This is a genomic window from Shewanella sp. KT0246 (genome assembly GCF_019654955.1).
Taxonomy (GTDB): Bacteria; Pseudomonadota; Gammaproteobacteria; order Enterobacterales; family Shewanellaceae; genus Shewanella; species Shewanella goraebulensis.
In genome coordinates, this window is sequence record NZ_BPEV01000007.1 from 100,901 (window position 1) to 124,129 (window position 23,229).

Here is a 23,229-nt window from a genome sequence, read left to right on the forward strand (position 1 = left end):
TGCATTAACCAGCCATACTTAAGTAAAATGCCGCCCCCCGCGCTGTGCGTGAATTTCCATCAAATTGAGAGTGATTATGTTTAGACCAGAGCTATTGTCTCCAGCAGGAACATTAAAGAACATGCGTTACGCCTTTGCCTATGGTGCAGATGCGGTGTATGCAGGTCAACCTCGCTATAGCTTACGCGTTCGAAATAATGACTTCAAAATGGAAAACCTTGCCATGGGGATTAAAGAAGCCCATGCGCTAAACAAAAAGTTATATGTGGTAAGTAACATTGCACCACATAACGCCAAATTAAAAACCTATATCCGCGATATGGCGCCAGTGATTGATATGAAACCCGATGCGGTCATCATGTCAGATCCGGGTCTTATCATGATGGTACGTGAAGCTTTCCCAGATCAAACAGTACATTTGTCTGTACAAGCCAATGCGATTAACTGGGCATCAGTTAAGTTCTGGCAGCAACAAGGCATTAAACGAGTCATCTTGTCTCGTGAGTTATCACTTGATGAAATTGAAGAGATTCGCCAGCAGTGTCCAGATATTGAACTAGAAGTCTTTGTCCACGGCGCTTTATGTATGGCTTATTCAGGTCGTTGCCTGCTTTCAGGTTACATCAACAAACGCGATCCTAACCAAGGTACCTGCACAAACGCATGTCGCTGGAAGTATGATGTTCATGAAGCTAAGCAAACTGAGACTGGCGATATTATTGCGGTTAACCCGCAAGGTATTGTCGATCAAAATGGCGTGCAAATAGAGACGCCTACATTAGGCGCTGGCCAGCCTTCTGATGAAGTAGTACTACTTCAAGAACCAGGTCGCCCTGGTGAATACATGCCAGCATATGAAGATGAGCACGGCACTTACATCATGAACTCGAAAGACCTACGTGCAATTCAACATGTTGAGCGTTTAACGAAAATGGGTGTGGATTCATTAAAAATCGAAGGCCGCACAAAGTCATTTTATTATGTCGCTCGCACCGCACAACTTTATCGCCAAGCGATTGAAGATGCAGTAGCTGGCAATGACTTTGATCGTACCTTGATGCATAACCTTGAAGGGTTAGCGCATCGCGGTTACACCGAAGGTTTCTTGCGTCGTCACGTACATGATGAATATCAAAACTATGACTACGGTTATTCAATTAGTGACACCCAACAGTTCGTCGGTGAATTTACCGGTAAGCGCAATGAAGCTGGCGCTGCAGAAATTGATGTAAAAAATAAATTCTTAGTTGGTGATAGTGTCGAAGTAATGACGCCACAAGGCAATTTAACCTTAACCATTTCAGAATTAGTTAACCGTAAAGGCGAGTCCGTGGAAGCTGGGCTAGGTTCAGGACATTTCGTGTTCTTATCTGTGCCTAATGAAGTTGAATTAGACAAAGCTATTTTGATGCGAAATCTTCCTCAAGGGCAAGACTCTCGAAACCCGCACCAAGAAACGGCACCAGCAGAGTAATATTTATGGCTTTAATAATTGACGATAGCTGTATCAATTGCGACATGTGTGAGCCTGAATGCCCTAATGAAGCTATCACCATGGGTGAAGAGATTTACGAAATCGATCCTGCTTTATGCACTGAATGTGTAGGACATTACGACAAGCCAACATGCATTTCGGTTTGTCCGATTGACTGTATCGATCCAGACCCTGCACATGCTGAAACGCCTGAAGAGTTAAAGTACAAGTACCAAGTGATTACCGGAAAAGTTTAAGCTCACTTACTACTAGTCTTACATTTATGACTTTAGGCCAAGGTATAAAGATCAAAAAAGGCGCTTTATTAGCGCCTTTTTTATTACTCATTTTTTATCACTTGCTTCAATAATCAAGTTTAAAACGTAATTTGCTTTACGCCATCGCAGAATTGTTGTCATTAGAATAGCTTTGCAGCGTTTGTAACGTAATGGCCAACTTTTCAATGCTTAACCTTACAGGTTGTGGCAGCGCTTCTAGCTCGATGCCTAATAGTAAATTCTTCACCTCTAAACCTAACTCAGTATCCCCTTCAATACGCAGTTTACGCTGAAAGAATAAGGTATCAGGGTCTTCTTTAGCTGCCGCAACAAGTAATAACTCAGGAACATTAGCAGTAAAAGTCACATCAGCTTTAGTTAGCGGACGTAATAACAATTGCCCATCAAAGCTGATTTCAAAATGTAAGCCAATATCTTGTACTGAAATAGCCACCCATTTAGATTGTAAGAAGTCTAATTCACCGAACTTAATTTGCTCAGATAATGTCAAAGTAAGCAGCTTAGCTAACAGATCCAATTTGACTTTTTCAGGCACGACTGCCAATGATTGTGTGGCCACTTTTGGCGCTAAACCTAATACATTTTTAGCAACTTTACTTGAAAAACTAATAGACATTCATACTCCTACACTGCCTAGAATTATATTTAAGCTAGTTTACTCACATTTTATCAATTGAAACCTGTTTCAAATCAATTCATGTGACGTCATTCAACTTTACACTCCCTTTCAACAGCAATTAGAGAGAGAGAAAATGGAACTCTTGTGCCCCGCAGGAAATTTAGCTTCGTTAAAAGCCGCTTTTAGAGCTGGTGCAGATGCGGTTTATCTTGGATTAAAAGATGATACCAATGCCCGTTCATTCGCTGGATTGAACTTTACTCCTGAACAAATAAAACAAGCCACCAAGCTTGCTCACAGTCAAGGTAGAAAGGTCTTTTTAACACTTAATACTTTTCCAAAACCAGGTGAAGAATCCCGCTGGTATCAAGCCATCGACTTAGCAGCCAATATAGGTATGGATGCACTGATCACCGCAGATATATCACTATTAGATTATGCAAGCCGTCGCTATCCACATTTGCCACTGCATTTATCAGTTCAAGCCAGTGCAACCAACCTTGCAGCTTTAGATTTCTATCAGCAAGCATTTAATATCGAGCGCGCCGTATTGCCACGGGTGTTATCAATTAAACAAGTTAAAGATTTAGCTAAAAATAGCAGTGTTGAGCTAGAAGTGTTTGCCTTTGGCAGTCTTTGCATTATGGCCGAAGGCCGATGCCACTTGTCTTCTTATGTTACCGGTCAATCACCTAATACTGGCGGCTCTTGCTCTCCTGCTAAGCATGTCAGATGGCAAGAACAAGGCGATAAATGCCTAACTCGGTTAAATGAAGTGCTAATTGATACTTCAGGCGTTAACCAACAACTTGGTTACCCTGTGGTATGTAAAGGCCGCTATATCGCTGAAGATCAGAGCCAAGCAAACTATTTATTAGAATCTCCAACAAGTTTGAATACTTTAAGTCTGCTGCCACAACTGGCATCAGCTGGCATTAAATCTTTAAAAATTGAAGGAAGACAGCGCAGCCCTGCCTATGTTGAGCAAGTCACACGAGTTTGGCGAGAAGCAATTGATAGCTTTTTAAACCACCCTGAATCTTTTACCGAGCAAGCTAGATGGAATCAAGTTCTCGCAAAAGTGTCTGAAGGACAAGTCACCACATTAGGCGCATACGAACGCCAATGGCAGTAAGGTAAATATTAATGAAGATTTCTCTCGCACCAGTAAGTTTTTGCTGGGATAAAGCTACGATTGAACAATTTTATCAAAAGGCAGCAAACAGCCAAGTTGATACAGTGTACTTGGGCGAAACCGTATGTAGCAGGCGCCGCTTGCTTAAATTTAATGATTACCTTGAATTAGCTCAGATGCTCAAAAGTCATGGCAAAAAAGTCGTGTTATCAACTATGGCATTAATTGAAGCCCAGTCAGAGCTATCAGAACTTAAAAAATATATCGATAATGGCGAGTTTAGTATTGAAGCGAATGATATGGCTGCTGTGCAACTTGCTAGACAGGCAAAAGTCCCATTCATTTGCGGGCCTACGATTAACAACTATAACCGTGCCAGTTTAGATATATTACAAACTATGGGAATGAAGCGGTTTGTTATGCCTTTTGAATTATCAAAAGTATGGTTGAATAATGTGATATCTCAGCCGGCTAAAGCAAACTTTGAAGTAGAAGTTATGGGGCATGGCTACATACCATTAGCGCATTCAGCCCGTTGTTTTACTGCTAAACATTTTGGTTTAAATAAAGACAATTGCGAAACGATTTGTCAGCAACACCCAAAAGGAATACTAGCTCAAACTCAAGAGCAACAAGACCTGCTAAGACTTAATGGCATTCAAACTCAGTCTGCCTCACATATTGACTTAACAGACGAGTTGATGACAATGCAAAAAATGGGCGTGGATTACTTTAGGATTTCTCCGAGCAGTATCGAATGTTTGAATATTGCTAATGAACTGGCAAATAAACTCACAACACCACAGTTAGAAAATGAACTTATCATGACAACTGCAGAGCTTAATAAAAAACTAAGCCCGCAAGCATGCAATGGCTATTGGTTTGGACAAGCAGGATTAGAGCAAATATAGTAACTGTAGACTATAGAATAATTAAGACCTTTTGCCTTGTCGGTGGGGCAAAAAATACCACCGACAAATACTCAGCATCCATATCCACATCGTTACAATACTGCACCAAAATAATATTGATAACCACCATATTTCAGGTTTAGGTGATTGCGACACTATGGCTTGAAACAACATACCTTCAGAAATAGGTTTACCACCTATACTTTCACGCCAATACTCATGAGATAAAATAGCACCATGGATCAGTAAAATCATACAGCTCAAAATAAATGGCATACACAGTGGCATTTTTCGCTCTATAGCACACTCAATAAGACACAAAGCAGCACTCACAAAACCAAAGTAGATATAAATAGAAACAGCATGTATGTGTAAGTGATGCACATTTAGTGGAAACAAACCAATGGCAGCAAGGGAGATAAAAGTAATCACTAGTGACAACCAAAATAAGCCACTGGAGAATCGACTACTCATTTGTAACCCAAACAAACAGCTCATGGTTAAACTTAAACTTCCGAAGAATAAACCACCATTAATCAAAATCGCAGTAGATGAGCGATTATAAGTCCCCAGTTCACTTAATGAGAACTGCAATAAACTATATTTATCACCATACTGAATATATTCAATTGCAATAGATAAAACGATACCAAGAAAAAGGCCGAACAACCCCAACAAACCAAATAGGTAAGCTAACCTTGCGATATTTTCCGTTTTATTAATGATCACTGTTTGGACATTTCCTTATAAATTCAGCTCTATCATACTCAATCTTAATGGATAAAACCCCTACTCACATCTAAATGTATTAGATTTAGATTTAAATTTAAGTGTTCATTTCAAAAAAATACGCTATTTATAACCCCTTCAGTAACAGTTTCAAGCTGAAACAAGTCGCACCAATACAGGCAACACCAAAGAAACCGCAACAAAACAAACCAACAACACATTGATTACAAACAAATTAATACGTGCATTTACCAACAAACCCTATAGAATATAGATAAGCAAAATAACTCAATAACTATTCGTTAAAGTGAATAGTTTTACTTAGACTAGATAAGCAGGTAACCTTGCCTCGCTTATTGCATCATTGAATGGACATTCAACATTTTTCCCACTGGACGGTTTGACACAATCAACCATAATTATGTGGTCAATTGGTAAGGCATATATAAAGTGACTCAAGAAACACAAAAACATAACATAAAGACAATACTGACCTTTATCATCCCGTCACTGATCGGTTTGTTATTATTCATGACTCCGATAAGTTATAACGACGCAATTACTATCCCAATTGCAATCTTGTCAAAAGCGGTTCAAAGTCAGTTTGCTGAAATACTGCCATTAATCGTCACCTGTATTGTCGTGTTTATGGCAATCATATCCGTGCTAACAAAAATCATTAAACCTAAATTGGTGCAAGATAAACCTTTTCTTAACACCTTACTCAATGTGTCACCTTTTTGGTTGATCGTACGCATTTTAGGCGCTGTATTTATTGTACTCACCTATTTAGAAATAGGTTCAGAGGCCATTTATTCCGCTGATACTGGCGCGTTAGTTCTCAACGACTTACTACCGGTGCTATTCTCGGTATTCATTTTCGCTGGTATGTTATTACCTTTGTTACTAAATTTTGGCTTATTAGAGTTTTTCGGCACAATGCTGACCAAACTCATGCGCCCTATTTTCAATCTACCAGGAAGAAGTGCTATTGACTGTATGGCTTCGTGGTTGGGTGACGGTAGCGTTGGTATCTTAATGACCAACAAACAATACGAAACTCGTTTTTACACTGAACGTGAAGCTGCTGTGATTGGCACAACCTTCTCTGCGGTATCTATCACCTTCAGTTTAGTTGTTATTTCACAAGTTCAACTTGAACATCTGTTCGTGCCATTTTACTTAACTGTTTGTTTAGCCGGTTTTGTTGCCGCGATTATCGTGCCTAAGTTACCGCCATTATCGTGGAAAAAAGACTTATATATCGATAACACACCTCGTCATCCAGATGATGAAATGATCCCTAAGGGACATGGCGTAATGTCTTGGGGTTTTGAGCAAGCATTAAATAAAGCATCTCGCGCAGGCGGCGTTAAGCATGTTCTGCAAGAAGGTGTTAAGAATGTTGTAGATATGGTGTTTGGTATTATTCCAGTAGTAATGGCTATCGGTACCGTTGCCCTAGTTTTAGCGGAAAACACACCTATTTTTGATTACCTAGGTATGCCGTTTATTCCTTTATTAGAACTACTACAAATTCCAGAGGCCGATGTAGCTTCAACAACAATTGTAGTTGGCTTCGCTGATATGTTCTTACCATCAATTTTAGCCAGTTCAATTGAGTCTGACTTAACTCGCTTTGTTATTGCAGCTTTATCAGTGACACAGCTAATCTACATGAGTGAAGTGGGCGCATTATTGATTGGTAGCAAAATCCCAGTTAACTTTTTCGAGTTGTTTGTGGTATTTATTCTACGTACGTTAGTGACATTACCTGTTATTGCGCTATGTGGCCATTTACTGGTTTAGTTAATAGTTATTCCCATAGCGATTGATAATCTGTATTGCCAATAAAAAAAGGAGCCAAAGGCTCCTTTTTTTGTTTCAGTCTGTTTATGTGTAGGCTCTGGGTCATGGTGATAATGTTTCAACCCTTTATGTTGTAACTAAGTCATTATTGGCATTCATTTTGAGATCGCGTATTCTTAATTTACTAATAAAACAACAATGATGACAGCTGACAAACTATGTCATCATTAATCTGTCGCTTCAGTAAGTGGGTGGAATAGTTTATGGATGAAAGAAGAAAGTTCACGCGTACCTTATTTGCCGCTACTGCTTCCATCACTATTGAAGGCAAAACTTATCGCACTGATATTTTAGATTTAAGTATCAACGGCGCGTTAGTATCGACTCCAAAAGGCTTTATTGCGAACCAAGGACAAGAAGTTGCTTTAAGCTTTTTACTGCCTGAATCAGATATTGTATTAAGTATGGATACAATATTGGTTCATAAAGAAGTCAATCACTTAGGTCTAGAATGCCATCACATTGACCTCGACAGTATTAGTCACTTAAAACGCATTATTGAACTCAATATTGGTGATGAGGCTATATTGCAACGAGAATTAGCTCAATTGATTAGTTTGTAATGCCCCTCAATGGCGCTGAAAAATGATATAGATAAAAATGGCAGTTATCACAATCACCAGTGAGTACATTAGGCCCAAAGGTTAGACAATATAGGCTTTCAAGGCCAATGATTGTTCACTGCAATAATCTAGTTATCAAATAAAAAATACTCTAAGGCCACTTTCTGCATCAAATAGCAACCTTCCTAACCTCTACTGTATAAAGCTAATTAATTAACTCAAGTAATTCATGTATCGTTTTAATCGGGTGTATCTTAGCCCCTAAACCTTCCATGGACTTGTGATAGTTTCGGTGAGGAATATACACTTCAGTAAAGCCGTGTTGCACCGCTTCTTTTACTCTTGGCACTCCACTATCAATTGGACGGACATCACCATTCAAACTCAATTCACCCATAATACAAGTGGTTCTTGGCACAACAAAGTCATTCAAACTGCTGAGTAAAGCAGTCACTAAAGCTAAATCAATACAGGTTTCCGACTCATCAATTTTAAGGCCACCGACAAGGTTGAAGTAGGTATCATGAAAGATTTTGGTGCGGGTATGCTTACGCAGTACACCTGTCAGCATCTTGATCCGATTCATGTTTAATCCCACACAAACCCGCTGTGGAAACTCGCCTTCGGTTTCAGTAGTTAAACATTGGATCTCAAGCAATAAATTGCGATTCCCCTTTCGAATACAAGTAATCGCAGCGCCAGGAGATTCTGTTGTCGATCCTGATAAGAAAATTTCGCTTGGGTTATCGACACTTATCATGCCCCGCTCAGTCATTTTAAAAATGCCAACAGTATCGACATCACCAAAACGGTTTTTATTAGCTCTTAAGGTTCTTATCTGACCGTCATTACACTCAATGTGGGTAAGACAATCGACTATATGAATTAAGGTTTGTGGCCCAGCCGTTTCGTTATTTTTATTAACATGAGCAACTAAAAACATCGTCACGTTATTTTGCTTACAATATTGAGTTAAAGCTTGTGCGCTACTTTTTACTTGTGATGGTGAGCCTGGGCTACCATTTGCTGAGTCAGACACTACAGCTTGAATCGAATCGATAACTGCAAACTTAATTTTTTTTGCATCAAGCTCGGCAATAATAGCTTCAACATTGGTTTCTGCCATTAAATACAAATTATCTTCGTTATAGTTAAGCTTGAGTCGGTTAACTCGGTTTTTAAACTGCGACAATGATTCTTCAGCGGTACAATATAGCGATGGCATCACTTGTGACATTCGGGCAATCAAATCAGACAATAAGGTAGTTTTGCCAGCCCCAGGATCGCCAGAAATAATATTGACAGACCCCGTAGTAAGTCCACCACACAGTACTCGATCGAGTTCGCCAATACCCGTTAATTGCTTTTGCGCTTCAAACTCTTCAACGTCACCTAGTTTTTTAGAGCCACCGCCCACTGAACCAGCATAACCTGCTACAGATGCTGAAGATGGCTTAACCGCAGCAATTCGCACTTCAGAAATAGTATTCCATTCTTGGCAAGCACTACATTGACCTTGCCAACGTGGAAAATCCTGTCCACATTCATTACATACAAACGCTGTTTTATTTTTTGCCATGCTTCTCTGTCGCTGAGTTAAACCCTTAAATTGAATTCAAGAGTAATATTTAACCTTAACGGGTTAATATCGTATTTAAATAATTATATTACTTGCTTTAACAGACACATAAATTAAATTTGTATAAAGTAAGTCTGTATTGAGCCGATAAGATTACCAGTCAGGCTTAAATTTAGCACCTAGTTATCGCACCATAATTGAAAAGAGCCAATGAGCATAGAAGACCATAGTCAGCTGATAGAACAACTAAAGCCGCTACTGATGGAACCAGACTTCAAAGATGTCTTTGAAAAGCTGACTATCGACGAATCTAATTCGACTCGATTTCTTCTAAAAATGGAGCTCAATCGTCTTTCTGCCTTGTGTACTCGCATTATCGATTTGCGCGACAAAACAGAACTAGGGTGTGAAGAAGTCAAAATTGCTACGCAACGTCACTTTCTAGATGAACCCGCAAAAGCTTCACTCGTTCAAGCACTACAAATTTACCGTAATAAATACACTATCGGTGTTTATGAGCATGTACTTAATGAACATAGGCAGCGTAAGGAACAATTACGTCAAAATAAACAAGAACCAGTTATCGAAACCTCAGAGTTAGTGGTGCCTGGTGTTGTAATGGGAAGTTACTTTAATCGCAGTGAAGAACGCATGAACTACTCCATTCGTATCTCTGCATCTCAAAGTGGCGGCTCGGAGGTTTTCGGTGCAAGCCTTGATTTATCGGTGGGCGGAGCTAGAGTTCGACTTCCAACTAAACATCGCTTTGTTCAAGATAAGCCTTTGCGTATTAAGCTGCTGGAACTTAATGAAGAGTTCTTTTTTGAAGACCTACAAAATGGGGTTGATTATCAAATTGTAGATGTCCAAAACAAAGATGATAATGCCATTATGCGCTTACGTCGAATAGGCGATAGTGTTGAGTTAGATAAAGTTCTTACTGAATTAATCCGCGGTTATAAGTTTCGCTATAAAGTTGATGTAAATGACGTCATTGTCAATGCTACAGGCTTAGGGTTCGAGCGTCATTATCTGCCAATGTTAGCCCATATGCCGCTGTATATTTCAGTATCTAACGGCAAGCCATTTATCAGTCATCAATTATTAAGTCGAGGTAATCAACCAATATTACAATATTTTATTGATGAAAAAGAAGTGAGCCAACTGCCCAGCATGCTCACCAATAATCGTTTGGTTAACTTAATTAAATATCCCAATGAAACGGATCATAGCTTGTTTTTTTGTTTTACCCACCAAGCCAAAGGTGTTACTCAGTACTTTTCAGCTTCATTACATGAGTTAAAACAGCACGACTCCATGCAGCTATTTTTTGGCTTTGGTGCGGCAAAACTCAGTTGGCGTATTTTTAAAGTCGTTCAGCAAAAGGTTGATCATAAACTCAATTATAAAACCTCAACGTTGCCAGGTGACGAAGACCACTACTCAGCATTAACTGAGCAGCAATTAGCTAGATTCAGCTATATATTGCAACTTATTGATTTGACAAATGAAGATGTAAGACCCAATTACAGAGCATGGTTTAATGAAGGCGATAACGTTAATGAACTTAAACTCTTTAACCAAACCAAGCTGAAAAAGAACACAATAAAGCGTTTATCCATGCCCTTTAGTGAGCGAAGAAGAGAGGCTCGTTTCGCTTTTAAAACCATCATTGAAATTGAACAAAGCGGTAAGAAAAGTCGTGGGATCTCTCATGATATCTCGACACGCGGAATTCAGTTTACCCTTGAAGATAACACCCAGTTTTCAGCCCCTGCCGAAGTCAAATTAAACTTCCCTAAACTTCAAGCTATTGCAGGTAAAACCGAGCTGTCAAAATTACCATATCAACTTATCCGCAGTCGAAACGATCACCAAACGCTACATTTATCAGCAATTGTTGGTCACGAGCCACATGCTGGGGTTGAATTTCTGAACAAGCTCATTAACCATAATCGAGATAAATTTGAGCAGTTGTCTGATGACGAAGGCGAGTTAAAAGAATTGGCTGATGGGATGAAGAACTTATTGCTTAGACAACTTGTTGGTGTTCCCTACTTTGTTGAGAAAACCAAAAAGTCAGCTCAATTAGCCTGTATTGGTATTGGCACTAAAACCGATGAAATTAGCCATTTATTTGCAGCTGGCTCAATTAAACCTCTTAATTTTAATTTAACACCATTATTTGATGAAACTCAGTTTAAACAACTTATCATCGACCCCATTAGAGCGATGAAACCTATTGATGGAGCAAAATATTTTGAAGTTTTTCTGCAAATATCTCGACAAGGAAGAGGCGCCATCAATATTCAATCACAATTAATGAATGACTTTGATAGTCGTACAGCGCAAATAAAGTTTATTAGCCATGCTCAAGCAGTTGGACGCTTTATGGCACTTAGAGTTTATTATGGTGCCACTGAAAAGCCAGACATGAGCTATATCCGCCGCGAAATGGAATATATCACCATTCATGCCAACCATAGAGCAAAGCAGCTTGAAGAACGCTTATGGCAGGTTATTGGTAGCGGAGAACTGTTAGATATTACCGCTGAAGTCGAAGTACGTTTCCCTGAATTACACCTTCACCATTAGCAAGAAAGCTAAACTATTCAGGTCAAAATTAAACGGCTCTGGTGATATTGATTAAACTAACACACATGCTAATTTCAGAATCGGTTATACCAATCACTTACAAGTGGAAAATGATCTGTCACAGCCAATTTATCCGTTAACATACCGCCGTGAGTGTAGTCACGTTTAAATCCTTTACGCTTAGCAAGCAAAGTATAATCTGCATTAGCAAGCCCACACTCTTTCATCATATCTTTCACATCAGACGGATTACCTAACACAAAATCTTTTTTGCCGGCTATAAACCAGCTTTGCGGCCAATCAATGTTTTGCACCGCTTCGGTATAATTAAATTGATCATCAGCATCAATCCAATCGCCTCTTACCCAATCAATGGTTTGCAACAATGACAGCTTGCTTTCGTTATCCATCCCAAGGCGGTATTTATCAGCAGCAAGATAACCTTGATACTTAGTCATCAGCGGTGCGAGTCGATTCCAAAATAAATCCACCATCATGGTTTTGCGAAATGACTTCACTTTAATGGTTCGTTTACTACCAAAAGTCACAAAAGATGCGACTTGTTTTCGTAAATATGCCAAACGAATATAACTACTCGCCATCAATACCCCGCCCCATGAGTGCGCGCACCAATGTACTTTTTCGGCAGTAGCATGTTTGAGCACAAAATCGTGCGCTATTGGCAATTGCTCCAAAATGACCTCTGTTTGGCCCATATGATAATCAGGACTAATCCTAGGTTCACTTTCCCCTCTGCCAGCTGTATCGAGTACATAAACATCATAGCCTTGTTCAGCAAGATAACACCCTAAGCCTTTCCCTGACGGACTGTAAAAAACACGCCCATTAGACATAGCACCATGAAGCATCAAAATAGGGGCTCGATTATGATTCACAGATGAAGATAAAGGCAGTGCTTTAAGATGACGAAGGTGAAGTTTTCCGTCTCGATAAGGAAGGTAATGAGATTGCTGCATACAAATTTGGCTACATCCGACATCATGAATATAACTACGTTAAACACAGCGAGTGTTAATTTCAAGTTAATTAGAGTAAAAAATCTAATAACAAGTCAATCGAGTAAACTGCAGCCTTGAAAAGATTAGCCGCAGTTTAGTAACTCAATCAAGGAGAATTTGCTGTAAACATTTTAATCTATCATCAAAAACTAAAACAGTTACAGCTATCAACATTGATTGATAAATCAGGTGACTAGAAAAGTTAATTAACCTTGTAGATAAAACACTAAACAACGTAAATCGAGTTTTTGAATACTCGCATCTGCCGCAGCAAGCAGTTTAGGTTTGGCATGAAACGCTACTCCAAAGTCTGCTGCGTTAACCATAGGGATATCATTAGCACCATCTCCAATCGCCATGCGTTGCCCTATCGCTATTTGCCACTCAGCGCTGCATTTATCGATTACATCAGCTTTATACTGTGCATCAACCACTTGCCCTGTCACTTCACCTGTAAGCTTGCCATCTTCAATAACGAGTTCATTAGCGTAAGCAGCGTCCAGTTTTAGCAGTTCTTTTAAATGACCAACAAAGGGAGTGAATCCTCCTGACGCTAACACTAATTTCCAATCATTTGGTTTAAGTTCGGCAACTAAGCTTTCAAGCCCAGGCATTAACGGTAAGTTTTCACATAATGCGGCGATAATATCTTCACTTGCACCAGCTAACTTACTTACTCGTAATCTCAAGCTTTCTTCAAAATCCAATTCACCTTGCATTGCTCTTTCTGTCACTTCAGAAACGGCTTCGCCCACACCAGCCATAGCCGCGAGTTCATCAATGCATTCTATTTGAATTGCTGTAGAGTCCATGTCCATGACTAATAGACCCGGCTTAAAAAAGCTTGGTAATGGCTGAGTCACCTCAAGTAGCTCAGCTTTAATATCTGATGGGAAATGCGCTATTAAATCAGTTAACCGCGTAGATGAAGCAATCTCGAATCCCTTTAAGCTATTGTGACGCATCAATACTGCGATTGAACAATCTTGATTTAATAGCTCAAACCACTTACTGATTTGCTCTAAAGCTAATTCATCAAAGATAACTCTAAACCGGTGTGGCTGTTTAATTTGGATATTATTGAGAAACTCATCTTCAAAATAGCGAGTCAATGTAATATCACTGTAAGTAAAAGACGCATCAAACCCTGAGAATAACCACGTTAGCGCTTGTTTATTTTTCTGACTTTCCATCGACTGCATTTCCTCAATGATTGCGACTATCTACTATGATTTATTTCGATTAGTATTAATTAAATAGAAAATTTACCAAGGATTAAAGTGATTTTTGTTAAAGGTCTTAAGAAAAGTCAAAGAATCAGCAGGATTGTTCAAATCGTCTTGGCGATTATACTGTTAATTGGACTCACACACCTGTGGAAGTCAAGCCTCAATAATGGCCAGCAACTGCTTAACTCTCAAACTCAAATCATGGCTAGATTATTGGCTCAACAAGCAGCTAATGGGGCAGCCCCTGCGATGTACCTACAAAATGATGAGCAACTTCAGTGGCTTGCAAACGCGCTCATTGATGACCCTAAAGTCATGTCGGTGAACATCTATGATGCCCAAGGTGTTAGACTTGCCTTTGCACAATCAGTATCTGAAGATGAATTTGATGCTGATGACCAAGAATTAAAACAACTTCTTTCCCCTTATCCGCCGATGATAGAAAACGTACTCCAAGGCGAAAATAACTTGGGCTATATTGAGGTTCGACTCAATTTACGCATTTTCTTTGATGAAATAAAAACCTTATATCAAGAAAATATGAAGTTACAGCAAACTATGCTCATCGTCGCGGGCATCATTGGTTTACTACTATCAAGAGCATTATCCTTTAAACGCGCTGATTTTGATCGCCGTAAAACACGCGCGAAACAAGGTCGAAAAAACAGTAATTTATTGCAAAAAAATGCCGCTGAAAATGACGAATTAGATGAAGAACAACTTAATCAACAAGAACAAAGTGACAGTGAGCTAATTGACAGTCAACAAGGAAGTGACGAGCTAAGTAATTCTGAAATGACTGATTTAGAGTATCAAGAGCTCTCAGGTATGACAGGTGAGCCGGTTAAGAAAGAAGACAACATTGCTTCAAAGAAAGCTTCAGATAAATAAGCAAATTAGCCATACTCAATAAAGACATTAAAAAAGGGATAACGACAACGTTATCCCTTTTTTGTGCTTAACAAAATAACTCGATATTAAAGAGTAATTGCCGCATCTAATGTCATTACGATCATGTCATTGAATGTAGTTTGACGCTCATCAGAAGACGTTTTTTCGCCAGTTCTGATATGGTCAGAAACAGTCACTACACATAATGCTTTAGCACCAAGTTCGTGAGCTACACCGTAAAGGCCTGCAGCTTCCATTTCGACGCCTAATACACCCATTTTTTCCATAGTATCAAACATAGAAGGATCTGGAGTGTAAAATAAGTCAGCTGAGAATACGTTACCAACACGGATGTTAGTACCGTGAGCTTTAGCTGAATCAACTACAGCACTCATTAGGCCGTAATCTGCAATAGCAGCAAAATCTTGACCTTTGAAACGTAGACGGTTTGCTTGTGAATCAGTACAAGCCCCCATACCGATGATCACGTCACGAACTTTTACGTCAGTGCTGATTGCGCCACAAGTACCAACACGAATCAGGTTTTTAACACCGTATTCTTTGATTAGCTCGTGAGCATAGATTGAACAAGAAGGAATACCCATACCTGAACCCATAACAGAGATGCGAGTCCCTTTATAAGTACCAGTGTAGCCAAACATGTTACGTACATCAGTCACTAGCTCAACATTTTCTAAGAACGTTTCAGCAATGTATTTTGCACGTAATGGATCGCCTGGGAATAAAACTGTTTCGCCAAAAGCACCGTCAACAGCATTAATATGTGGTGTAGCCATGAAAAACCCCTATAATTTTATCTTAAATCTTTAATATTAGTAATTAAGTCATCCCCTTAATTACCGAATGCGATTCTACTATATTTATTAACAAAATATCGTTAGAAGATAGTAATGTTTCATTGTTAAATGAAAGATTCACCATATTCCATCGGTTCAAGCCCAAAGTAACTAGCAATTGACTGACCTATATCAGCAAAACTATTACGACGACCTAATGAACCTGCAGCTAAACCAGCGCCTAATGCCAACACGGGCACCCGCTCACGAGTATGCTCAGTACCTTGCCAGCTTGGATCACAACCATGATCAGCAGTGAATACAATTAAATCTTCTGGATTTAATAATGCCAACAACTCAGGTAAGCGTTGGTCAAAATACTCTAACGCTTTAGCATAACCTGCGATATCACGACGATGGCCATAATGAGAGTCAAAATCCACAAAGTTGGTAAACACGATAGTGTTATCACCTGCACGCTTCACTTGTTCAAGCGTTGCATCGAACAATTCTTCAAGCCCAGTTGCCTTAAACTTTTGTGTAATACCACTGTTGGCATAAATATCGGCAATTTTACCTATACTCACCACTTCACCACCGGCATCTTTAAGCTTATCTAATACAGTTGGTGCTGGCGGTAATACCGCATAGTCATGACGGTTACCTGTTCTAGCGAAATCATCAGGGCCAGTACCTACAAATGGACGCGCAATAACACGACCAATATTATAAGGTTCTAACTCTTCACGAGTGATCTCACATAAACGATAAAGGTTTTCTAAGCCGAAAGTTTCTTCATGACAGGCAATTTGAAATACCGAATCAGCTGAAGTATAGAAAATAGGTTTACCAGAGCGCATATGCTCTTCACCAAGCTCTTCAAGTATTTTAGTACCTGATGCGTGACAATTACCTAAAAATTCGGTTAAACCGGCACGAGCTAAGATTTTATCAGTTAACTCTTGTGGAAATGAGTTGGTTAAATCAGAAAAGTAACCCCATTCATAAAGAACAGGTACACCCGCCATTTCCCAATGGCCACTCGGGGTATCTTTACCAGAGCTGAGTTCATCTGCATGGCCATAAGCACCGATAACATCTACATTATCGCCAAAAGCTTCAGCAAATTTACCTGTGCTTTCAAAACCCGCATGCCCTAAGCCAAGCTTAGCCAAGTTAGGCAGTTTCAATGGGCCTTGACGACCAATGTCTGCTTTACCTTCTGCACATGCTTGAGCAATATGACCGAATGTATCAGAACCCACATCGCCAAATTTATCAGCGTCAGTGGCTGCACCTACACCGAACGAATCCAGCATCATAATAAATGTACGTTTCATAATTTAACTCCTTATAAATCCGAAGCACGGATATAGCGATAGATTTCAGGCGTTTTTTCAGGCGCTGAATCTTCAATTTTTATCGCTTGTTGAACCGCAGCAGACGCTTCTTCAAACGCCGCTTCAGATTGTGCATGCACCATAGCAATAGGTTTATCAGTAGAAACAAAGTCACCTAAAGCACACACATCAGTTAAGCCAACACTATAGTCTAGTTTGTCACCAGGTTTTCTACGTCCACCACCTAGTGTGACTACAGCTAATCCTAATTCGCGGGTGTCCATACTATGAGCATAACCTTGTTTAGAGGCATACACAGGACGGATTATTTGTGAATGAGGTAAATATTTATCATATGACTCGATAAAGTCAGTCGGCCCGCCAAGACCAGATACCATGCGGCCAAATATTTCAGCAGCTTTACCGTTATCAAGTACAGTATTTAACTTATTACGAGCATCAGTATCATTTTGGGCAATACCACCTAACACTAACATTTCGGCACATAAGCCCATCGTCACTTCATAAAGACGAGGGTTACGGTATTGACCTGTTAAGAAGTTGATAGCTTCGCGCACTTCAACCGCATTACCAGCACATGACGCCAACACTTGGTTCATGTCTGTTAATAACGCTGTTGTTTTGGTTCCAGCGCCATTGGCAACGGCTGTAATGCTGCGAGCAAGCTCTTCAGATGCTTCATAAGTTGGCATGAATGCACCGCTACCCACTTTTACATCCATAGCTAAAGCATCGAGACCAGCAGCTAGCTTTTTAGAAAGAATTGACGCTGTAATAAGCGAAATAGATTCAACGGTTGCGGTGTTATCACGAATTGAGTAAAAGCGTTTATCGGCAGGGACTAAATCACCTGTTTGGCCAATAATCGCCACACCAGCTTCTTTAACAACTTTTCTGAATAACTCACTTGAGGGCTCGGTTTGGTAACCTGGAATTGCATCAAACTTATCGAGTGTGCCACCAGTATGACCTAAGCCGCGGCCAGAAATCATAGGTACATAACCGCCACAAGCCGCAGCCATTGGGCCGAGCATTAAGCTAATTACATCACCAACACCACCAGTGCTGTGCTTGTCGATAATTGGACCATCTAATGACAATGAATCCCAATTAAGCACGGTACCAGAATCACGCATACCTGTAGTTAAGGCTATACGCTCATCCATGTTCATATCTTGAAAGTAAACAGCCATACCAAAAGCGGCAATTTGGCCTTCAGAGACAGTATTTTGGGTAATACCATCTACAAAAAATTGTATTTCAGCATTGCTGAGAGCTTCACCATTACGTTTTTTACGAATAATTTCTTGAGCGAGAAACATACTACTTCCTCCAATGAAACCCTTTTATTCAAACTTAAAATCAAGAGTTTCACCTTAACAAGATGGCACCAAATAAATAATGCAATGTTACTTAGTGCTATCAATTAAAACCGTTAAGACGTCTAACTAAGCAAATCTAACTGCTTAGTATCCTTGTTTACCCTGAGGAGCTTCAGCAAGTTCTAGAGTATGAAGTAAGCTAGTTAATAAGCTTGATGCACCAAAACGGAAGCTGGCAGGAGAAATCCACTCTGCACCTAAAATACGCTCTGCTACACCTAAAAATTCAGCTGTCTGCGCAGCATCACGAACACCGCCAGCTGGTTTAAAACCAACATTGCGGTTCTTTTCACTGATAACTGTCAACATGATCTCAGCAGCTTCTAGCGTTGCATTAACGGGTACTTTACCCGTTGAAGTTTTAATGAAGTCGGCACCTGCATCAATCGATAATTCAGAAGCCTTACGAATTAACGCAGGATCTTTAAGCTCACCTGATTCGATAATCACTTTTAAGATAGCTTCATCACCACACGCTTCTTTACACGCTTTAACGAGTTCAAAACCTAAAGACTCATTACCAGCCATTAATGAACGGTAAGGAAAAACAACGTCAACTTCATCTGCGCCATAAGCGACAGCTGCACGGGTTTCTAATACTGCAATAGCAATATCGTCGTTACCATGCGGGAAGTTAGTTACTGTAGCAATTTTAATATCTTCACAATCTAGCTCGTTTAACGTTTTTCGAGCAATTGGAATAAAACGCGGGTAAATACAGATTGCAGCAGTATGGCCAGCAGCGGTATTCGCTTTGTGGCATAAATCTATGACTTTTTGATCAGTATCATCGTCGTTTAATGTGGTTAAATCCATTAAAGAGATACCAAGTTGTGCTGCTTTTTTTAAATCACTCATGTTTGCTCTCCGAAACAAAAACCTAATAAAATCTTGTTTTGGCAATGCATAAAGCTGGCAGTAGTTTAATTGTGAGGCCGGGCCTTCGAGCATTGCCAGTAAATTAATTGATAAGTTACTGAACTAAGTATTCAATCTGATAACGAGTACCACGACTTGAATCCTTGAAGACCGGAAGAGGTGAAACAATGAAGCTTGCTTCATCCATTCCGCGAAAATTCCCTTTTAGCGCGCAAATCAATCCAAACTATTTATGTCGAATAAAACTCTGTTTGGACGTTAATATTTAACTAAATACACTGTATCAAATTTTAGGATGTATTTAAGTAAATACTAACATATTTTACAATAAATTTGGAGCCACACTCTGTGTGGCTCCAAGTGCTTACAAAGTAATATTAGAACTTGTAAGTAGCTGTTAGGTAGTGAGCCCAACCAGTTGTTTCTAGACCTACGATGCCAGCACCATCTTCAAGAAGGTATACATCTTTGTAACCTTTTAGGCCGTAACCTAGTGCGTAGTTATCTGAATGCCAGTGTAGACCGAAGTATGCAGCACCACCGTTAGAGCTCATAGGTACAAACTCATCACCGTACTCGTCATCAGCACCGAACTGGTAATCAACATAACCTTGGAACGCTACGAAAGTACCGTTGTCAAAGTTGTGAACTGGTTTGAACCAGTTAGCAGAGAACTGGTAACCATTCCAGTCTTTACCGTTCATGTCGTAATGAGCGTATAAGTTCATGCCAGTTTTACCTAACCATGGAACCATTACGTCAGCACCTAAACCCCAGAATGAAGCATTTACGTCTTCACCGATTGCTCCACCACCCCAGTTAAATAGAGTAGAGAAGTAAACTTCTTGGATAGGACCAACTGAAAGGTCAAGACCTGTGATTGCATCTAAAGAGAAACGAGGTGCAAACTTCATGAACATACGGCTTTCACCGTAACCTTTATCACCTGAATCTTGAGTGAATAAGTTGAATACGTCTACGTAACCGTATAAATCAACAACACCAGCGCGGCCGCCAAATTCCATTTCTAAGTAATCGTGACCACTTTCACCACCACTTGGTAATTCGTCAAATGCGTACATTGCATTGAACTGCATCCAGCTGTAATCACCAGAACGGATATCTTCACCACGGTCAGCAGCCATAGCAGGTGCAGACATTGCAGCGATAGTTGTAGCAGCTAAAGCTAAAGTTTTAACGTTTTTCATTATCAACCCCATTGATATATTTATTTTACCACCTTCGTGGGTGGCGATTTTTATAAACGTTTGCATTGTACATAGATTGGATAAAAGCTCAATATCATTTGGTAAAAATACGAATACTTAATCCCAAAATGTGAACAATATCTCTACTTTCTACTAACAACTTAGAACATTTATGACTAATAAACTGCATTTTTTGAGTAAAGTAATATAAAAAACTGGTGATTTAACAAAGCAAGTCATATGCCAGCCAAAAGACTAGCGAGATTAAACTTCGATTAACTTAGGTAAAAAACCTAAAAAAAACTGCTATTACCGAGGTAATAACAGCCTTTATTTACTCAACTCAAGGTCGTCTTAGGCAATTAAATAGCTAAGAATAAACCTGCTAGAGTCGCACTCATTAAGTTAGCTAAAGAACCGGCAATAACTGCACGGATACCTAGTCTAGCTAAGTCATGACGACGGCTAGGAGCCATAGCACCTAAACCACCTAATAGAATTGCGATAGAAGATAAGTTAGCAAAACCACATAATGCGAAAGAGATAATCGCTTTGGTTCTGTCTGTCATCATCATGCCTGTTTCTGCTACTACTTGGTAACCTTCTGCAGATGCGTCAAGTAAGTAAGGAGCAAAGTTAAGATATGCTACGAATTCGTTAACAACAATCTTCTGACCGATGAAAGAACCAGCAACAAGTGCTTCGTTCCAAGGTACACCGATTAAGAATGCTAAAGGCATAAAGATGTAGCCAAGGATCAGCTCTAAAGTAATACCTTCAAGACCGAACCAACCAGTAACACCACCGATGATACCGTTGATCATTGCGATTAGACCAACGAATGCAATCAACATTGCACCTACGTTAAGGGCTAAATGCATACCAGAAGAAGCACCTGCTGCAGCTGCGTCTAATACGTTAGCTGGCTTATCAGGGTCTTCAGGAAGTTCAGACATTTCGTTCTTAGCTTCTTCAGTCTCAGGATGCATTAGTTTAGCCATCATCAGACCACCAGGAGCGGCCATGAATGATGCAGCAACTAAGTATTCAATTGGTACACCCATTTGCGCGTAACCAGCTAATACTGAACCCGCGATTGATGCTAAACCACCAACCATGATTGCGAATAATTCAGAGTTAGTCATTGTCGCGATGAAAGGACGTACAACTAAAGGAGCTTCAGTTTGACCAACGAAGATGTTAGCCGTTGCAGACATAGACTCAGTACGGCTAGTGCCTAATGCTTTTTGTAAACCACCACCGATAATACGGATGATCCACTGCATAATGCCTAAGTAGTATAGGACTGCAATTAGAGAAGAGAAGAATACGATAACTGGTAAAACGTTAACTGCGAAAATGAAACCAACTTTAAATTGGGCTAAATCGCCGAATAAAAAGTTAATACCACTTTGTGCATAACCAATAACGCTTGATACAGCATCAGAAACACCTTTTAAGATGTCTTTACCGACTGGAACATATAAAACAAAACCCGCAAAGAAAGCTTGGATAGCTAAAGCACCACCAACAGTACGAATATTAATTGCTTTTCTATTATTTGATAGTGCATAACCGATTGCTAGTATGGTAACCACACCTACTAGACTCATTAGTATATCCATTAATCATCACCCTTATTTATGTTAACGATTTGTATATTTGTTGTTAACTCACCTATTTTCCGTTAATGATTATAACTGAGGAGCAGATGAAAATCGTGGATTAGATCATACTTTTAGAGTTTAATTTCAGGATCTTATGCAACATTAACATTAATTAATAACTGTGTTTAAAAAAAAAGAATTATAGCTCAAACAGTTGGGAGGCGTTTTCATTCAAGCGTTCTAATATAAAAACAGTTGTTTTTTTCTGTAAATCTGCGATCTCTGTGATGAAGTTTGGTAAATGAAGTGGTGTGTTTCGTTTTTCTGTTGCATTAAAGGGAGTCATACTCGGTGAATCTGTTTCAATTAAGAAATGTTTAATATCTATTTCAATAATCGTTTTACGCAACTTTTTAGCATTCGGGTTCATTAGCAATCCGCCGATCCCTAATTTATAGCCTAAATCAATGTAACGCTTGGCTAGCTCAGGTCCACCATAAAAGCCATGAATAACTCCGCCTTTAGAATTAGGGTACTTTGCCAATAAACTACACAATTCCTGATGGCATTTTACCCCATGCAATATGACAGGAAGATTAAACTGATTGGCTAATTCTAATTGACCTGAAAGTAACTCTAATTGCATAGTAAAATCTGGTTTCAGCTTATCTAAACCACATTCTCCCAATGCCACAAAATAATCATTACCTTGATATTTTGATATTTTTTGTTCCAATAAGGTTAATGATTTCTCAAGATTTGTTGGGATATACCAAGGGTGGATCCCCAATGCAAAGTAGCAGTTAAATTCAGTAGCTACAGCTATTTGCTTTTGCCATTGAAGCTCATTTATCCCAGGAATAATGGCCCCAGTTATTCCTTGTTCACGCATTTTAATAAACAAATCTTTGCGGTCATGATCAAAATCAGCAAGATCAAGGTGAGCGTGAGTATCAATCATTTTCAGGCCTACTTTTATTTACGCTACTTTTAATCGAATCGACTTTTCTAGAGTTCAATAGGTTAAGTTCAGGCTCTTCTAATCGAGGCGCGCAGCTCCGTTTATTCTCAAGTGTAAAACCC

The 23,229-nt window shown here is 39.5% G+C and carries 20 protein-coding genes; 8 read left to right on the plus strand and 12 right to left on the minus strand.

All coding sequences use genetic code 11. The features are described 5' to 3' along the window. Positions 1 to 76 precede the first annotated feature (76 nt). Positions 77 to 1,474: a tRNA 5-hydroxyuridine modification protein YegQ gene (gene yegQ / locus K5Q58_RS05170; RefSeq protein ID WP_220752861.1), complete on the plus strand. Its 1,398-nt coding sequence runs from the start codon at positions 77 to 79 to the stop codon at positions 1,472 to 1,474. A gap of 5 nt (positions 1,475 to 1,479) precedes the next feature. Beyond that, positions 1,480 to 1,731 carry a YfhL family 4Fe-4S dicluster ferredoxin gene (locus K5Q58_RS05175; RefSeq protein WP_220752867.1) on the plus strand — a complete coding sequence of 84 codons (252 nt, stop codon included), beginning with the start codon at positions 1,480 to 1,482 and terminating at the stop codon, positions 1,729 to 1,731. Positions 1,732 to 1,867: 136 nt separating this feature from the next. Here the strand turns inward: K5Q58_RS05175 and K5Q58_RS05180 are convergent, their stop codons facing one another. Then, positions 1,868 to 2,389 carry an SCP2 domain-containing protein gene (locus tag K5Q58_RS05180; RefSeq protein ID WP_220752874.1) on the minus strand — a complete coding sequence of 174 codons (522 nt, stop codon included), beginning with the start codon at positions 2,387 to 2,389 and terminating at the stop codon, positions 1,868 to 1,870. 136 nt (positions 2,390 to 2,525) lie between these two features. Between K5Q58_RS05180 and K5Q58_RS05185 the strand changes: the two genes are divergently transcribed. Together K5Q58_RS05185 and K5Q58_RS05190 are read left to right on the plus strand one after the other, a co-directional pair. Further along, the gene (locus K5Q58_RS05185) at positions 2,526 to 3,527 is read left to right on the plus strand and encodes a peptidase U32 family protein (RefSeq protein ID WP_220752875.1); all 1,002 of its coding nucleotides are present in this window, start codon (positions 2,526 to 2,528) and stop codon (positions 3,525 to 3,527) included. Positions 3,528 to 3,538: 11 nt separating this feature from the next. Beyond that, positions 3,539 to 4,438, plus strand: coding sequence for a U32 family peptidase (locus K5Q58_RS05190; RefSeq protein ID WP_220752877.1), 900 nt, complete (start codon positions 3,539 to 3,541; stop codon positions 4,436 to 4,438). A 21-nt stretch (positions 4,439 to 4,459) separates the two neighbouring features. Here the strand turns inward: K5Q58_RS05190 and K5Q58_RS05195 are convergent, their stop codons facing one another. After that, complete coding sequence (locus K5Q58_RS05195; RefSeq protein ID WP_220752879.1) at positions 4,460 to 5,167, minus strand: hypothetical protein; 708 nt, start codon at positions 5,165 to 5,167, stop codon at positions 4,460 to 4,462. 531 nt (positions 5,168 to 5,698) lie between these two features. Here K5Q58_RS05195 and K5Q58_RS05200 point away from each other — a divergent pair. Together K5Q58_RS05200 and K5Q58_RS05205 are read left to right on the plus strand one after the other, a co-directional pair. Continuing rightward, a complete protein-coding gene (locus K5Q58_RS05200) occupies positions 5,699 to 6,976 on the plus strand; it encodes a YjiH family protein (protein ID WP_374758480.1) in 1,278 nt (425 codons plus the stop codon). Positions 6,977 to 7,239: 263 nt separating this feature from the next. After that, positions 7,240 to 7,599, plus strand: a complete 360-nt coding sequence (locus K5Q58_RS05205; RefSeq protein WP_220752883.1) for a PilZ domain-containing protein — start codon at positions 7,240 to 7,242, stop codon at positions 7,597 to 7,599. Positions 7,600 to 7,804: 205 nt separating this feature from the next. Here the strand turns inward: K5Q58_RS05205 and radA are convergent, their stop codons facing one another. Further along, entirely contained in the window at positions 7,805 to 9,178 is a 1,374-nt protein-coding gene (gene radA, locus K5Q58_RS05210; protein ID WP_220752891.1) for a DNA repair protein RadA, read from the minus strand. Between the two features lie 210 nt (positions 9,179 to 9,388). Between radA and K5Q58_RS05215 the strand changes: the two genes are divergently transcribed. After that, positions 9,389 to 11,773: a PilZ domain-containing protein gene (locus K5Q58_RS05215; protein WP_220752893.1), complete on the plus strand. Its 2,385-nt coding sequence runs from the start codon at positions 9,389 to 9,391 to the stop codon at positions 11,771 to 11,773. A gap of 74 nt (positions 11,774 to 11,847) precedes the next feature. Here K5Q58_RS05215 and K5Q58_RS05220 read toward each other — a convergent pair whose 3' ends face one another. Next, on the minus strand, positions 11,848 to 12,750 hold the full coding sequence (locus tag K5Q58_RS05220; protein WP_220752895.1) for an alpha/beta hydrolase: 903 nt from the start codon (positions 12,748 to 12,750) through the stop codon (positions 11,848 to 11,850). A gap of 248 nt (positions 12,751 to 12,998) precedes the next feature. Next, positions 12,999 to 13,985, minus strand: a complete 987-nt coding sequence (gene serB / locus K5Q58_RS05225) for a phosphoserine phosphatase SerB (RefSeq protein WP_220752897.1) — start codon at positions 13,983 to 13,985, stop codon at positions 12,999 to 13,001. An 87-nt stretch (positions 13,986 to 14,072) separates the two neighbouring features. On the opposite strand from serB, the gene K5Q58_RS05230 reads away from it, so the two are divergent. Further along, positions 14,073 to 14,912 (plus strand): AhpA/YtjB family protein, encoded by an 840-nt coding sequence (locus K5Q58_RS05230; protein WP_220752899.1) that lies wholly within the window; start codon positions 14,073 to 14,075, stop codon positions 14,910 to 14,912. An 86-nt stretch (positions 14,913 to 14,998) separates the two neighbouring features. Here the strand turns inward: K5Q58_RS05230 and deoD are convergent, their stop codons facing one another. From deoD to K5Q58_RS05265, 7 genes are all read right to left on the minus strand, one after another. After that, positions 14,999 to 15,709: a purine-nucleoside phosphorylase gene (gene deoD / locus K5Q58_RS05235; protein ID WP_102526917.1), complete on the minus strand. Its 711-nt coding sequence runs from the start codon at positions 15,707 to 15,709 to the stop codon at positions 14,999 to 15,001. A gap of 125 nt (positions 15,710 to 15,834) precedes the next feature. After that, on the minus strand, positions 15,835 to 17,049 hold the full coding sequence (locus tag K5Q58_RS05240; protein ID WP_220752900.1) for a phosphopentomutase: 1,215 nt from the start codon (positions 17,047 to 17,049) through the stop codon (positions 15,835 to 15,837). An 11-nt stretch (positions 17,050 to 17,060) separates the two neighbouring features. Next, positions 17,061 to 18,392 (minus strand): thymidine phosphorylase, encoded by a 1,332-nt coding sequence (deoA, locus tag K5Q58_RS05245; protein WP_220752903.1) that lies wholly within the window; start codon positions 18,390 to 18,392, stop codon positions 17,061 to 17,063. 144 nt (positions 18,393 to 18,536) lie between these two features. Next, positions 18,537 to 19,310: a deoxyribose-phosphate aldolase gene (gene deoC, locus K5Q58_RS05250; protein ID WP_220752905.1), complete on the minus strand. Its 774-nt coding sequence runs from the start codon at positions 19,308 to 19,310 to the stop codon at positions 18,537 to 18,539. Between the two features lie 398 nt (positions 19,311 to 19,708). After that, a complete protein-coding gene (locus tag K5Q58_RS05255) occupies positions 19,709 to 20,539 on the minus strand; it encodes an outer membrane protein OmpK (protein WP_119968458.1) in 831 nt (276 codons plus the stop codon). 362 nt (positions 20,540 to 20,901) lie between these two features. Further along, entirely contained in the window at positions 20,902 to 22,164 is a 1,263-nt protein-coding gene (locus K5Q58_RS05260; RefSeq protein WP_220752907.1) for a NupC/NupG family nucleoside CNT transporter, read from the minus strand. 181 nt (positions 22,165 to 22,345) lie between these two features. Beyond that, complete coding sequence (locus K5Q58_RS05265) at positions 22,346 to 23,107, minus strand: TatD family hydrolase (RefSeq protein WP_220752909.1); 762 nt, start codon at positions 23,105 to 23,107, stop codon at positions 22,346 to 22,348. Between the last annotated feature and the right edge of the window lie 122 nt (positions 23,108 to 23,229).

What these genes read in the sequence shown, in the direction of transcription:
- yegQ (WP_220752861.1), top strand. Translation starts at nt 77, where the DNA reads ATGTTTAGACCAGAGCTATTGTCTCCAGCAGGAACATTAAAGAACATG.
- K5Q58_RS05175 (WP_220752867.1), top strand. Translation starts at nt 1,480, where the DNA reads ATGGCTTTAATAATTGACGATAGCTGTATCAATTGCGACATGTGTGAG.
- K5Q58_RS05180 (WP_220752874.1), bottom strand. Translation starts at nt 2,389, where the DNA reads ATGTCTATTAGTTTTTCAAGTAAAGTTGCTAAAAATGTATTAGGTTTA.
- K5Q58_RS05185 (WP_220752875.1), top strand. Translation starts at nt 2,526, where the DNA reads ATGGAACTCTTGTGCCCCGCAGGAAATTTAGCTTCGTTAAAAGCCGCT.
- K5Q58_RS05190 (WP_220752877.1), top strand. Translation starts at nt 3,539, where the DNA reads ATGAAGATTTCTCTCGCACCAGTAAGTTTTTGCTGGGATAAAGCTACG.
- K5Q58_RS05200 (WP_374758480.1), top strand. Translation starts at nt 5,699, where the DNA reads ATGACTCCGATAAGTTATAACGACGCAATTACTATCCCAATTGCAATC.
- K5Q58_RS05205 (WP_220752883.1), top strand. Translation starts at nt 7,240, where the DNA reads ATGGATGAAAGAAGAAAGTTCACGCGTACCTTATTTGCCGCTACTGCT.
- radA (WP_220752891.1), bottom strand. Translation starts at nt 9,178, where the DNA reads ATGGCAAAAAATAAAACAGCGTTTGTATGTAATGAATGTGGACAGGAT.
- K5Q58_RS05215 (WP_220752893.1), top strand. Translation starts at nt 9,389, where the DNA reads ATGAGCATAGAAGACCATAGTCAGCTGATAGAACAACTAAAGCCGCTA.
- K5Q58_RS05220 (WP_220752895.1), bottom strand. Translation starts at nt 12,750, where the DNA reads ATGCAGCAATCTCATTACCTTCCTTATCGAGACGGAAAACTTCACCTT.
- serB (WP_220752897.1), bottom strand. Translation starts at nt 13,985, where the DNA reads ATGGAAAGTCAGAAAAATAAACAAGCGCTAACGTGGTTATTCTCAGGG.
- deoD (WP_102526917.1), bottom strand. Translation starts at nt 15,709, where the DNA reads ATGGCTACACCACATATTAATGCTGTTGACGGTGCTTTTGGCGAAACA.
- K5Q58_RS05240 (WP_220752900.1), bottom strand. Translation starts at nt 17,049, where the DNA reads ATGAAACGTACATTTATTATGATGCTGGATTCGTTCGGTGTAGGTGCA.
- deoA (WP_220752903.1), bottom strand. Translation starts at nt 18,392, where the DNA reads ATGTTTCTCGCTCAAGAAATTATTCGTAAAAAACGTAATGGTGAAGCT.
- deoC (WP_220752905.1), bottom strand. Translation starts at nt 19,310, where the DNA reads ATGAGTGATTTAAAAAAAGCAGCACAACTTGGTATCTCTTTAATGGAT.
- K5Q58_RS05255 (WP_119968458.1), bottom strand. Translation starts at nt 20,539, where the DNA reads ATGAAAAACGTTAAAACTTTAGCTTTAGCTGCTACAACTATCGCTGCA.
- K5Q58_RS05260 (WP_220752907.1), bottom strand. Translation starts at nt 22,164, where the DNA reads ATGGATATACTAATGAGTCTAGTAGGTGTGGTTACCATACTAGCAATC.
- K5Q58_RS05265 (WP_220752909.1), bottom strand. Translation starts at nt 23,107, where the DNA reads ATGATTGATACTCACGCTCACCTTGATCTTGCTGATTTTGATCATGAC.